The sequence below is a fragment of the Peribacillus sp. FSL M8-0224 genome (assembly GCF_038003055.1).
Lineage (GTDB): Bacteria > Bacillota > Bacilli > Bacillales > DSM-1321 > Peribacillus > Peribacillus frigoritolerans.
The window spans coordinates 2,056,467-2,069,443 of record NZ_JBBOOJ010000001.1 but is presented as its reverse complement, the minus strand read 5'-3'; the positions used below and the strand labels follow the sequence as shown (position 1 = coordinate 2,069,443).

Genomic DNA, 12,977 nt, shown 5'->3' with positions numbered 1-12,977 from the left:
GCTTTAATTGATTGGGTAAAGATTTCGTCATTATAGTCGTTTTGTTTAACTCCTTTATCATTGACGGATATAGTTGTACCGGTGGTTGTGGTAATTATGGTGGGGGTTCAGCATATGGCGGCTTACAAATAGCATGATTATAATAATAATCTTAAAGTACTATTCTGCACTAATGATTTAATAGAGCCTAATCAAAAGGAGATGAAAGAATCTATCCTACCTTCATTAGCTTTAGATGGAAAAATAAGGGTTTCATTTAAAACATCGTCTCTAAATTAGCTGATTTCATTTAAACCCTTCTTTCGCAAAATAAAAAAGCACCCTTCAAAGGATGCTAAAACATATTATTAACTCAGTCATAAAATGGAGTACTGGATTTAATTATTCGCCAATGTCCCGGTATGTAGAAGATCCTAACTTAAGCATTCATAAGTCCTTAAAGCGGTGGATTTTCCACTCCTAAATGAATCCAATCTTCTTTTGGCGGTCCATAAACCCCAGAAGGTTTAATTCCTGCTTGACGCATCAGAACCGTAACTTGTCCGCGATGATGAACAATATGCTTGATTAGCCCCATAAGGATGGAAGCATTTGTTTCCTGTCTTCCGAACGCTTCTTGTATTTGTCCCAGGGATTCGTCTGTCCATTGTTGTTCAATAATTTTGGCTGCATGAGAACTTACATTTTTAAAAGTGATGGCAATTTCGCGGGCTGAAGATGGAACATTTTCCGAACTTTCTATCCGGTCTATCTTTAACCCGAAATGAGCTAGATAATCTGGAATGTTCGTCGTGAAATGCCACACAATCCTTCCTAAAGTGCGACCTTCAGGATAAACTTGTTGTTCTAAGGATTTATCAGTCAAACTATCCAAGACATTTTGAGTGAGTATGGCTTCTTTATTCCATTCTTTAATAAAATCTGAAATTGAAATATACATATAATACCTCCCCTATTTCGATTGATAATTACTTAAAGTACATTATAAAACATATGTTCCCTCATTACAAATTCCTCATTAAACATGCAATAAATAATATCCATTCTAATTGGAAAACCATTGCTTTTGCTTTGTACTGGCCGCCTGGAAGTTTCGGTTACAAGTTTCCAAGAAAAACTGTTGAACTGTACTACCTCTTCTGCATTTTAATCCTTTAAGTCCAAAAAAGTATACTCATTTCAAGAGCTGAAATGGTTAACCCTGTTTAAATCGAATACTTGACGTCTAAGTTTGTGACTGCAATTTTATGAATGCGGTACTCTACAAATATTCCTGCCACTAGCTATACACAACAGGAATCGCTACTTTATAATAGGGGGAAATCATGTTATTAATATATATAAATTAATATATATAAATTCAGTATTGGTTAGGAGAAAAGCCATGCAAAATAAGCTTAGTATAGGAGAAATGGCGAAGTTGCGAGGTGTAACCGTAGATACGTTGCGCCATTACGATAAAATTGGATTGCTAAAGCCTTTTCATATTGACCCCGAAACTGGCTATCGTTATTACTCCATTTCCCAGTATGAGGTTCTCGGAACGATCAAAGAGTTAAGGAGCATCGGGTTTTCCTTAGAAGAAATCAAGCAGTTTCTTACGGATCGCAATGTCAAAAAGTCGGTTCAATCACTTCAAAAATCAATGGCTAATATACAGGAAGAAATTAAGAAATTGCAAGGTATCCATAATATTTTGATGACACGATTATACAATATTGAACATTTCACAAACAGTTACAGCAATTCGGATATCGTGATAAAACAATTTGAAGAACGGGAATACATCCAGCTAGACAGATCGGTAAGTTGGGCGGATACAGAAAATCTTTATTTTGGATATTTGGAGCTCGAAAACAAGATTGGTGGAATCATCCCTGCTTTGGCCAGCAATAAATTTGGAGATTTCATCAAGAAAGAGTATTTTGATGAAATTCGTCAATCATCTGACTTTTCCGCTAACCTAAGTGACTATCAATCTCAATCATTCATTCTTGTTCAGGGTGAGGAGTCAGAGCAACCAACCCAAAAAATTGAAAATGGGCTATTTTTATGTTCCTATTATGGAGGACTCACAAGGGAGAAAATGCTAACCCAGCTAAAAAAGCAACTCCATTATTGCGATACTCATGACTATATTATTACCGGTGACGCCTTTCGAATTATGCAGGTTGACGTTTCTCTGACCGATCAATATGATGAAGCTTATTATGAAATACAAATTCCGATTCAAGAAAAAGTAACAAGTGAACAGCCTTCGAAATGAAAGTATTATCATTTCGAAGGCTGTTTTTTTGTATCGAAGCTATTTACTCTCGTGTTAGACGAGACTTTATAATGGATTTATACATATTGAATGGAGTGATGCATTCCTAAATGAAAACAGCAAACTTTTATTTTGAAAAATCATTTTGTTCTAAGGAGTGATACCTTTTATTAAAAAGTGTGAAATCAAAAAGACAAGGCCATGTTGTTCCTTGCATTATGCTACTCTTCTTTACCAACTCCTCTGTGCGGCCGATTGGAGGACAGGCAATTATGAAAAAATGGTTAAAAGCATTCAGTCAGAGCTCAAGTTGTATCCGTTCACAAGTAGTTACTATTTATATTGGTTATCCTTAAATGAATCCAGACAAATAACCTTTCCATTGACTGAATTTACGGAATTTTAAATTAAATAATCCGAATAATCCGCTTATTCACTAAGTGCACATTAATGAATGTGTACGATCGTTAGTAAAAAATTCACAAGGAGGATTGATTAATGGAAAATACGAATTCACCAACTCTTAAACGTACTCTTACTTTGAAGTATGTCGTCTTTTTCGGATTGGCATTCATGGCTCCAAAAACGTTTTTCTCAACATATGGGGTTGCTGTAGACAGCACCAGCGGGATGATGCCAACGGCTTATGCCATTGCTTTAGTTGTCATGTTATTTACAGCTTATAGCTATGCCCAATTAGTGAAAGCGTTCCCAAAAGCAGGAGCAGCATATACGTTTACGCAAAAATCTATAAGTCCACATATAGGGTTTATCGTTGGTTGGACAATCATCATTGATTATATATTTAGCCCGATGATCAGCGCCCTAATCGTCGGAATTTCATTGAAAGCTTATTTTCCATCCATTCCGATGTTTGTTTGGATTATTTTATTTATTGTGATTATTACTGCTGTCAACATCCTTGGCATTAAATTAGCAGCGAAACTTAATACGTATATGCTTTTCTTACAATTTTTATTGTTTGCACTATTTTTTATTTTGTCCATTAAAGGTCTTCTTGAAGGAAAAGGAACAGGGACATTATTTTCCACCGTTCCCTTTTATGATCCTGAAATTAGTGCACCGGCTCTCCTATCTGTTATCCCAATTCTATGTTTTAGCTTTTTAGGCTTTGATGCAGTAACTACTCTGTCAGAGGAGACGAAGGATCCTACGAGAACTTTGCCAAAAGCGATCTATTTCATAACGATGATTGGCGGATTTTTATTTATCACAAGTTCTTATTTTGCACAACTAATTTTTCCAGAGTTCCATTCTTTCACTAACCCTGAATCCGCCTATTTAGAGATCGCGATGTATATAGGCGGAAACATTTTTGTGAGCTTCTTTGTAGCTGTGGGGCTAACTTCCACCACTGCTTCAGCCGTTGCATCGGGAACGAGCGCCTCTCGTATTTTGTATGCGATGGGAAGGGAAAATGTATTGCCGAAAAAAATCTTTGGCTATCTATCACCGAAATACCGGACACCTGTGTTCAATATTTTACTCATTGGCGGGATTGCATTAAGCGCTCTTTTCTTAAATCTAACGACAGCTGTATCACTTATTAGTTTTGGTGCGTTATTCGCCTTTTTCTTTGTGAATCTTTCAGTTGTTTCTTACTATTTTTTTCAAAAGAAACAGAGATCTTTTAAAGGAACGATTCAATATTTGATTATCCCGCTTATTGGAGCAGCACTAATTGGATTGTTTTTCATAAATCTAGATAAACATTCACTAATACTAGGTGGAACTTGGCTTCTTATCGGATTTATTTATCTATTAAACTTAACGAAAATGTTTAGGCAGCCGCCTCCTGAGCTTGCCTTTGAGGAAGCTTAATAATAGAGCTATAAAAGAAGGGAATGATTGATGATGAGTCAACAAGTAGCTGACGTAATTATATCAAGTAATACTGTATTTACTGGTCTTTCCGACCAACCTGAACCCGCCTCCATTGCAATTAAGGACAACAAAATTGTTGCGATTGGTACTGAGGAAGAAATTAAACACTGCGCAGGTGAGCACACGAAAATCTATCAGTTTAAAGACCAATTAATTATGCCGGGATTCCATGATTTCCACCTTCATATCATGCAAGGTGCCGTTGCCCTCAATAGTGTCAATCTGTTCGCCGCTCGCTCAGAAGATGAAGCGCTGGAAATGATTGGCGAATTCGCCGAATCAAAACCGGAAAATCAATGGGTAATCGGATTTACTTGGGATGCAGGTTATTGGGATACACAACAATTACCGACTCGCCATTCATTGGATCATATTCTTCCAGACCGTCCGGCACTCATGTTTCACGCTGAAGGCCATTATGCATGGGTGAATACGAAAGCTTTGGAGATTGCTAATATTACTCGTCATTCGGAAAATCCTTTCTATGGCATTATAGGAAAAGATGAAAATGGCGAACCCAATGGTATTTTATATGAAAAAGCAATGGATGCGGTTATCCGCCATGCCTTTAATTTTTCAAATTCACAAAAAAATGAAATCTTCTCTAATTTCTTGGCACACGCAGCAAGCTTAGGGGTGACTTCTGTCAATGACTTACATGGTTTAAAAACAATAGAATCACTAGATGTTTTCAAAGAATTCGAAGACAACGGTAAATTAACAACGCGTATTCATTTATGGCCTGCATTAAATGGCGATCTTGGGCACTCCAAACAATTGCGAGAGACATATCTATCGGATAAGCTCCGTGTGTCGGGACTTAAACAATTTATCGATGGTGTCATTACCGCCCGTACAGCTTATCTACTCGAGCCTTATGCGGATCAACCAGAAACACGCGGTGAGACGTCTTTCCCTCCTGAAACGATCAAAAAATGGGTCGTTGATGCAGATAAAGAGGGCTTCAGCATTCGTTTTCATGCGATTGGAGATGGAGCAATCCGTCTTGCCTTAGATGCCTATGAGGAAGCGCAAAAGACAAATGGTAAACGAGATTCACGACATTCCGTCGAACACATTGAAGTTATTCATCCAGATGATATTCATCGTTTTAGTGAGCTGGGTGTTACGGTCTCAATGCAGCCAGATCACTTAGCGATGTCTGAAAGAGGTGTTTACACCGAACAAGTTGGTGCTGAACGAGAAAAGTATGTCTTCTCGATTAATACTTTACAAAAAAACGGTGCGAAACTGGCTTTTGGAACGGACTTCCCAATTGATATTTTGAATCCGCTCCTCCAAATTTATCGTGCAGTAACGAGAATCGACAGCAGCGGAAAAACGGTATGGCATCCACATGAGTGCATCACACTTGCCGAAGCATTGAAAGCTTATACCAGTGGCCCAGCCTACGGTACATTTAGAGAGCAGGAATTAGGGACATTGGAAGCAGGTAAACTTGCTGATATTATCGTCTTGGAACGAAATCTCTTTGAAGTGCTTGTGGAAGAAATACCAGATATAAAGGTACTGTTAACAATGGTTGACGGTCAAGTAGTTTATGATTATGCCGGGTCTTTAGTAAGATAAGTAAACGATTCGGAATAAGAGGATCAACTAGCGGATGTACATCTTTGTCATCAAACGTTTACTTAATATGCAACTTATTATTTTTAGAAATTCAATACGAAAATAGACCATTCTATGGAAAATAAAAACTATAGAAAAGTTGGGCATGGAGATCGGTCTGCTTTGCAGAATCAGTATGGCATTGGAATAAAGAATGACTATGATGGCCATTTAAATAGGGGGACTGATATATGAATAATTCAAACTCACCAACTCTTAAACGCTCACTTCCATTAAAATATGTTGTGTTTTTTGGTTTGGCCTTTATGGCCCCAACTACTTTGTTTTCAACATACGGAGTTGCTGTTCATAGCACGAACGGGATGATCACTACTGCTTATATCGTTGCCTTTATCGTTATGCTATTTACAGCCTACAGCTATGCGCAAATGGTCAAAGCCTTTCCAAATGCGGGTGCAGCCTATACGTTTACGCAAAAATCCCTAAGTCCTCACATTGGTTTTCTCGTAGGTTGGACCATTATACTGGATTATATGTTCAGTCCAATGATCAGTGCTCTATTGTTAGGAATTGCAATGAAAGCCTATTTCCCTTTAATTCCTATGTACGTCTGGATTATTCTCTTTATCGTCACGGTTACGATTATAAATATTCTCGGTATTAAGGTAGCGGCTAAGCTTAATATGGGGCTTCTATTCTTGCAATTCGGAACACTTGCGTTGTTCATCATTTTTTCAATAAAGGGGCTTTTAAATGGTCAAGGTGCAGGAACGCTTTTTTCGACCCTCCCGTTTATTGATTCAAATATAAATATGCCGGGCTTCCTATCCATCATCCCTATTTTATGCTTTTCCTTTTTAGGATTTGATGCAGTAACAACTCTTTCTGAAGAAACGAAAAACCCGCGAAAATCCATACCTAGGGCCATTTATCTTGTAACAATCATTGGTGGATTATATTATTTTATCGGTTCGTACTTTTTACAGCTTGTCTGGCCTGACTACCAATCATTTAAAGCCCCGGAAGCTGCCTATATGGAAATTGCAATGTATATCGGGGGTAACTTTTTGATAAGTTATATGCTCGCTGAAGGAATCATGTCAAGTTTTTCATCAGCTATTGCGTCAGGAACAAGTGCTTCACGTATTTTATTTGCAATGGGACGTGAACGTGTACTTCCTGCCAAAATATTTGGATATCTTTCTCCTAAATATCGTACACCTGTCTTCAACATATTAATTATAGGAGGCGTTGCTCTAAGCGCACTTTTCTTAAGCCTTACAACTGCCGTATCTCTTATAAATTTTGGTGCATTATTCGCTTTTACTTTCGTTAATATTTCGGTTATCGCTCACTATTATTTCCGAAAAAAGCAGCGTTCCTTAATGGGGACCATTCGGTACCTTATCATTCCGTTAATTGGTGCTTCTCTTACAGGTTTCTTTTGGATAAAGTTAGACATCTATTCGTTAATACTGGGAGGAACTTGGTTTGCGATCGGATTTGTGTACCTTCTTAACCTTACAAAAATGTTTAGACAGCCGCCTCCTGAGCTTGCCATTGAACAAGCTTAATAATAGAAGCCATTCTATAGAATTGAAAGGAATGATAGATAATGAATCAACAACTAGCTGATGTAATTATTTCAAGTAATGCTGTATTTACAGGACTTTCTGATCAACCGGAGCCCGCCTCGATTGCGATTAAGGACAATAAAATTATTGCGGTTGGTTCTGAAGAGGAGGTTAAACCTTATTCAGGCGAGAATACCAAAATCCATCAATTTAATGACCAATTAATTCTACCGGGTTTTCATGATTTCCATCTTCACATGATGGATGGGGCTGTTTCGATGAATAGTGCCAATTTATTCCCAGCCCGTTCAGAAGAAGAAGCGTTGGAAATGATTCGTGAATTTGCCGAATCGCGCCCGCAAGATCCTTGGTTAATCGGCGCTTCATGGGATGCAGGATATTGGGATACGCAGCAATTACCGAATCGGTCTTCATTGGACCGCATTCTCCCCGACCGTCCGGTGCTTATGTTTCACGCCGAAGGTCATTACGCATGGGTAAATTCAAAGGCACTTGAAATCGCTAATATTACCCGTCATACGGAAAACCCTTCGTATGGAATGATTGGAAAAGACGAAAATGGGGAACCTAATGGTCTTTTATACGAAAAAGCAATGGAAGCGGTTATCCTCCATGCCTATGATTTTACAAAAGAACAAAAGAGAGAACTTTTCACGAATTTCCTCACTCATGCGGCTGGTTTAGGAGTAACATCCGTCCACGACTTATTCGCAATAGAAGCATTGGAAATGCTTAATGATTATGATGTTTTCAAAGAATTTGAAGACAATGGAGATTTAACTGCCCGTATTCATTTATGGCCAGCTTTAAATGGCAATCTTGAACGTGTCAAAAAATTACGAGATACGTATCAATCGGACAAACTTCGTGTGTCAGGACTTAAACAATTTATCGATGGCGTCATTACAGCCCGTACCGCTTATTTACTTGAACCTTATGCTGATCAACCGAATACACGAGGTGAATCATCGTTCCCTCCTGAAACAATCAAAAAATGGGTCGTTGATGCTGATAAAGAAGGCTTCAGCATTCGTTTTCATGCAATTGGCGACGGAGCGATTCGCCTTGCTTTAGATGCCTATGAGGAAGCGCAAAAGACAAACGGTAAACGAGATTCGCGTCATTCTGTTGAACACATTGAAGTGATCCACCCTGATGATATTCATCGTTTCAAAGAGCTAGGCGTGACCGCTTCAATGCAGCCGGATCACTTTGCGATGTCTGAAAGAGGTGTTTATACCGAGCGGATTGGTACAGAACGAGAAAAGTATGTTTTCTCGATTAATACACTGCAAGAAGCCGGAGCGAAATTGGCATTCGGAACGGACTTCCCAATCGATACCCTTGATCCGCTTCTGCAAATCTATCGGGCAGTAACGAGAATCGACAGCAGCGGAAAAACGGTATGGCATCCACATGAGCGCATCACACTTGCCGAAGCATTGAAAGCTTATACAGCCGGATCAGCTTATGGTTCCTTTAGGGAGAAGGAATTGGGAACATTAGAAGTAGGAAAACTTGCTGATATCGTAGTATTAGAACGAAATCTCTTTGAAATACCAGTAGAAGAAATTCCCAATACAAAGGTACAGCTAACGATCGTTGATGGAAAAGTTGTTTTTGATCATACGACATCTTTAATCGAAAAGTACCATTAAAGGAGGATTCTACAACTGTAGAATCCTCTCAGACTGTAGACAAACTCCAAATCGAGTTTGTCCTTTTTTATGACTAGTACAATTTGGACGTTGATTGGAACGTAGGGCACTCGCTTTCCGCGGGCGGTCGGGGAGCCTCCTCGGCTTTCGCCTGTGGGGTCTTCCCCTAGACACGCTTTTCCCGCAGGAGTCTCGTACACCCGCTCCAATCAACTTTGACTTACCTTTTAGATAGAACACTTTTCCCTACAGTCTTTTTTGTTTTAGGCTATTTTCACATACTTTGTTGCTATTTACCAGGTAGTGAGTTGTGGTTGATTTCCCCTCCAAATGCTCGCTTTCCGCGGGGCGGGCGGTGAGCCTCCTCGGCGTAAACGCCTGTGGGGTCTCACCTGTCCCGCTGCTCCCGCAGGAGTCTCGCACTTCCGCTCCAATCAACCTTTAATAGTTTCGTTTTAAAAACATCAATCTTTACGAAAAGAGCCTTGTTTTAAAATAGATCTATTAAAAAATTTGAGGGGATGAGGATGCTTTCGGAACATCATTCTATTCAACGAGATCAACTTGAAATGATTACTTTAGACCAGCTGGTGCCGGCGAACCAGTTGGTTCGTAAAATCTCAATTAAAGAGAGACGTATTGGCGTATAGCGATGAAGCACCGCCAGAGTGAACAAATAGAATGTTATCCTCCGGCTTAAAGGTGCCTTTTTGTATTAAATCGATGAGTCCCGCTGCCGCTTTCCCCGTATATACCGGATCCAGCAATATCCCTTCCGTTCTTGCCATTAGCTTGACTGCTTCCACCATTTCAGGTGTAGGCAAAGCATAACCCGGGCCGACATACTCATCAAAACACGTAACAGCCTCACGAGGAATTGAATTCGGAATGCCGATATGTGTTAAAGTTTCCTTAACAAGCTGAAAAACTTTCTCTTCTTGTTCAGCTTTCCCTCTGCTTACGTTTATTCCAATTACCGATACTCCACTGTGATTTCCATGAAATCCTGCCACCAAACCAGCATGCATTCCTCCACTGCCGCTTACACAAATAACTGCTTTCAAATCAATTCCTTGCTCAAAGGACTGGGCCAAGATCTCCTGAGCACATGCAACGTATCCCGTCGCACCAATGACATTGGATCCCCCAACAGGGATGATGTAAGGTTGATTTCCTTTCTCTGTCACCTCTTTAGCCACTTTTTGCATTTCTTGCATTAAGTCAGCTCCATTAGGCACTACTTTGATTTGTTCAGCGCCTAATAAATGGTAGAGAAAATAGTTACCGTTAAAATCCGGTTCAGAATTTGAAAGGCCCTCTTCCAACACAAGGATGCATTTCATTTTCTCTTTAACCGCAGCAGCTAGTGTCAAGCGGCAATGATTGGATTGAATGCCTCCACATGTAATCAATGTATCCGCGCCTTTGTCCAAAGCATCGGCAACAAGGAATTCCAGTTTCCTTGTTTTATTTCCGCCTGCCGTCAGACCAAGCATATCGTCTCGTTTAACGTAAATGGATGGGCCCCCGAGAACTTCAGAAAAATGATCTAGTCTCTCAACTGGTGTATATGTCGGTGTATATCGCTTCCTGGGGAATTGTGCTAAGTTCATTAATAACTCCTCCTGCTTCCTCTATGTATATTAATGAAAGAAAATATCAATCTGATATTCTCTTTCATTTAAAATAAGCTTCGATTTCAATCATAGCATCTTTATGTAATCGAGCAACATGAATCTCCCTTCTAGCATGGTTATCTGTAAAAAAGAATTTTCATATCCATCATTCGTCAGGGCAAAATGATATCAAAACCTACTATTAGTGCTTCCGCTTATTCTATGACCACCTTTTTTCCGCAAAAGTATCAGGCAGTTTCCCTACAGCATGGGTGGGGGCTTCCCTGATTTATCCCCTGCCAATATGGACAGATAGCCTTTTGAGCGTCTTTAGTAATAGTAGTTTCATCCATCCCATTGAATTTTATAAATAATAAAAAGTATGAAGCGTTGAAATGACTTCACTCGTTTTTTAAGATAAATAAATATACTTTTATATTTTTCAAGAAACACCATGGAAACCAGTCACTATCAATATAGTACAGAACAAATAGAACATTATTATTCTAAGCCCTTAAGGGAAGCTATATTTTTTGTTATTATAAATGCGATCATTGAAGGGATATTTTTACCCGGAGTCCGTTTAACGGAAGATGATATCGCCCAGCAATTCAATTGTAGCCGTACACCGGTTTGTGAAGCTTTGGGGAAATTGGAACAGGAAAATTTGCTTCAGGTGAAAACTGTGCATAGGGATGGTCATATCCAATGTGGATATTGAACTTTTGCAGGAGGAATTGGAAATCAGTAAAATGCTCGAAAACCATTCTATACAAAAAGACTGTGAAGGAATTACGGAAGAGGAGAAAAAGACTGGAATGGGCAACGGGTAAACTGCAACAAGCAATAAATAAAAATGACCGAATAGCGGAAATTCGTGCAAACATTGAATTTCACCGCTTATTTTATTCCTACTCGAGAAATACCTTTCTCCAAACGACTACAGATTCATCATGGCTTTCTTTTCAATTTCCTTTTTATCGGCCCGTAACGAGGATGTTACATTGGTTGATAATTCTTGATATGAGAAACGAAACAACGAGCACTTACAGTTAATCCAGGCAATTCGTGACAAAGATGTAGAAAAATCAATAAAGGTCAATACGATCCATATTGATGTTAAATTTTTCACTTTTATTCGAACCGTACAAGGCCATGGTTGAAGTCCCCTTCCCGACCATTGCCTTGTATGCTTTTTACGGTTGCGCTTCTAGGTAGTTAATCAGCTGATTAGGTGGGAAAACGGTTAGGTTTTTCGATTGAATGACCCTTGGGGTTCTTATTTCTAATTATGTAAGTTCCAATTGCCCAGACAATTCATCCAAACACCTTTTGATGATCATTGTTACTTGTTTACTCATCAAAACGTTCCAGCAATTCAATAATCACTTTAAAGGTCGCTTTTGTATCCATATAGGCATACCGGCCTTTTCCGTTAAAAAAGTTTCCAGACTGTATGACCGGATAGCCCATTTCTTCCAGCATCTTCATTTTAGCCTCCATGTCTTTAACGACAAAAGAGATGTGGTGAACACCCTCACCATATGTTTCAAGATGATCTTTCCACGTACTGGGTGATTCGCCAGGCTCGATCAATTCAATTTGAATGAACGGAGTATTGATGAACATATATTTTGATTTGCCTTCAGTGGGCTTCCCTTTGTAAATCACGTTTGTAATATCGGATGAACTAGAATGGATGATGGGAGGTTTTTCAACACCCAACAACTTACAATATGCATCTGAAGCCGCATCAAGGTCTTTGACAACAAACGCAAGCTGTTCCACTTTGTTAGTCCCTAGTAGCGGCTGAATGCTGTCATCTTCCGGTCTTTCCCATGCCGTTTCTCTTGGCTCCGCACTTTCAAGCAATTCAACTAACGTTTTGTGATCATCTAGTGTATCCACATATACATATCGGCCGTCACTTGAAGTGAATTCACCCGTTTGCAAAGCTGGGTAACCATTTTTCTCCATGATTGGCAGCCTCTTATGGATAGAGTCTACATCAAAAGCTATATGGTGGATCCCTTCACCTACTTCATCCAGGAACTCACGCATCGTTCCTGGATTTTTATCGGGTTCTATGAGTTCAAATTGGACGGTCGGCGTATTCAGGAAAGCCAGTTTGGATTGCGATTCCGTTGGTACACCTCTAAAAGTGACTTTCGAAACAGAACTGTCACCAGTTAGAAATGGTTCTGCCTTCTTAATGCCCAGCAGTCTTGTGAAAGCTAGATTAGCAGCTTCAATATCTTTTACAACAAATGCGAGTTGATTAATATTCCTATTGCCCAATAGTGATTCAGCCATACTAATAAACCTACTTCCCATAGTTTATTTTATT

11 protein-coding genes are annotated in these 12,977 nt (G+C 39.3%); 8 read left to right on the top strand and 3 right to left on the bottom strand.

Annotated features, from left to right (window positions below; all coding sequences use genetic code 11):
- Positions 1-436: 436 nt before the first annotated feature.
- Complete coding sequence (locus tag MKX49_RS09945; protein WP_340876286.1) at positions 437-940, bottom strand: DinB family protein; 504 nt, start codon at positions 938-940, stop codon at positions 437-439.
- Positions 941-1,384: 444 nt separating this feature from the next.
- On the opposite strand from MKX49_RS09945, the gene MKX49_RS09940 reads away from it, so the two are divergent.
- The 5 genes from MKX49_RS09940 (at position 1,385) to MKX49_RS09920 (ending at position 9,014) form a co-directional block, all read left to right on the top strand.
- Positions 1,385-2,266, top strand: a complete 882-nt coding sequence (locus tag MKX49_RS09940; RefSeq protein ID WP_323599527.1) for a MerR family transcriptional regulator — start codon at positions 1,385-1,387, stop codon at positions 2,264-2,266.
- Between the two features lie 498 nt (positions 2,267-2,764).
- A complete protein-coding gene (locus MKX49_RS09935; RefSeq protein WP_340876283.1) occupies positions 2,765-4,108 on the top strand; it encodes an APC family permease in 1,344 nt (447 codons plus the stop codon).
- A gap of 33 nt (positions 4,109-4,141) precedes the next feature.
- Positions 4,142-5,761, top strand: coding sequence for an amidohydrolase (locus tag MKX49_RS09930; protein WP_340878514.1), 1,620 nt, complete (start codon positions 4,142-4,144; stop codon positions 5,759-5,761).
- 230 nt (positions 5,762-5,991) lie between these two features.
- On the top strand, positions 5,992-7,335 hold the full coding sequence (locus MKX49_RS09925) for an APC family permease (RefSeq protein ID WP_340876280.1): 1,344 nt from the start codon (positions 5,992-5,994) through the stop codon (positions 7,333-7,335).
- Positions 7,336-7,376: 41 nt separating this feature from the next.
- Positions 7,377-9,014, top strand: coding sequence for an amidohydrolase (locus tag MKX49_RS09920; protein WP_340876279.1), 1,638 nt, complete (start codon positions 7,377-7,379; stop codon positions 9,012-9,014).
- A gap of 620 nt (positions 9,015-9,634) precedes the next feature.
- Here the strand turns inward: MKX49_RS09920 and MKX49_RS09915 are convergent.
- Positions 9,635-10,627: a D-cysteine desulfhydrase gene (locus MKX49_RS09915; protein ID WP_262868819.1), complete on the bottom strand. Its 993-nt coding sequence runs from the start codon at positions 10,625-10,627 to the stop codon at positions 9,635-9,637.
- Between the two features lie 457 nt (positions 10,628-11,084).
- Here MKX49_RS09915 and MKX49_RS09910 point away from each other — a divergent pair, with 457 nt between their 5' ends.
- Genes MKX49_RS09910 through MKX49_RS28405 form a run of 3 tightly spaced genes read left to right on the top strand, consistent with a single transcriptional unit; the run spans position 11,085 to position 11,686 of the window.
- Positions 11,085-11,351, top strand: coding sequence for a GntR family transcriptional regulator (locus MKX49_RS09910; protein ID WP_262868818.1), 267 nt, complete (start codon positions 11,085-11,087; stop codon positions 11,349-11,351).
- Positions 11,341-11,463: a hypothetical protein gene (locus MKX49_RS09905; RefSeq protein ID WP_262868817.1), complete on the top strand. Its 123-nt coding sequence runs from the start codon at positions 11,341-11,343 to the stop codon at positions 11,461-11,463. The genes MKX49_RS09910 and MKX49_RS09905 overlap by 11 nt, the downstream gene beginning before the upstream one ends.
- Positions 11,414-11,686 (top strand): FCD domain-containing protein, encoded by a 273-nt coding sequence (locus MKX49_RS28405; protein ID WP_445670160.1) that lies wholly within the window; start codon positions 11,414-11,416, stop codon positions 11,684-11,686. The genes MKX49_RS09905 and MKX49_RS28405 overlap by 50 nt, the downstream gene beginning before the upstream one ends.
- Positions 11,687-11,983: 297 nt before the next feature.
- On the opposite strand, the gene MKX49_RS09900 is transcribed toward MKX49_RS28405, so the two are convergent.
- Positions 11,984-12,943: a VOC family protein gene (locus tag MKX49_RS09900; protein WP_340876277.1), complete on the bottom strand. Its 960-nt coding sequence runs from the start codon at positions 12,941-12,943 to the stop codon at positions 11,984-11,986.
- Positions 12,944-12,977: the final 34 nt, after the last annotated feature.

Bases quoted from the DNA above. Each gene is read 5' to 3' on its own strand.
- MKX49_RS09945 (WP_340876286.1), bottom strand. From the start codon at position 940: ATGTATATTTCAATTTCAGATTTTATTAAAGAATGGAATAAAGAAGCC.
- MKX49_RS09940 (WP_323599527.1), top strand. From the start codon at position 1,385: ATGCAAAATAAGCTTAGTATAGGAGAAATGGCGAAGTTGCGAGGTGTA.
- MKX49_RS09935 (WP_340876283.1), top strand. From the start codon at position 2,765: ATGGAAAATACGAATTCACCAACTCTTAAACGTACTCTTACTTTGAAG.
- MKX49_RS09930 (WP_340878514.1), top strand. From the start codon at position 4,142: ATGAGTCAACAAGTAGCTGACGTAATTATATCAAGTAATACTGTATTT.
- MKX49_RS09925 (WP_340876280.1), top strand. From the start codon at position 5,992: ATGAATAATTCAAACTCACCAACTCTTAAACGCTCACTTCCATTAAAA.
- MKX49_RS09920 (WP_340876279.1), top strand. From the start codon at position 7,377: ATGAATCAACAACTAGCTGATGTAATTATTTCAAGTAATGCTGTATTT.
- MKX49_RS09915 (WP_262868819.1), bottom strand. From the start codon at position 10,627: ATGAACTTAGCACAATTCCCCAGGAAGCGATATACACCGACATATACA.
- MKX49_RS09910 (WP_262868818.1), top strand. From the start codon at position 11,085: ATGGAAACCAGTCACTATCAATATAGTACAGAACAAATAGAACATTAT.
- MKX49_RS09900 (WP_340876277.1), bottom strand. From the start codon at position 12,943: ATGGCTGAATCACTATTGGGCAATAGGAATATTAATCAACTCGCATTT.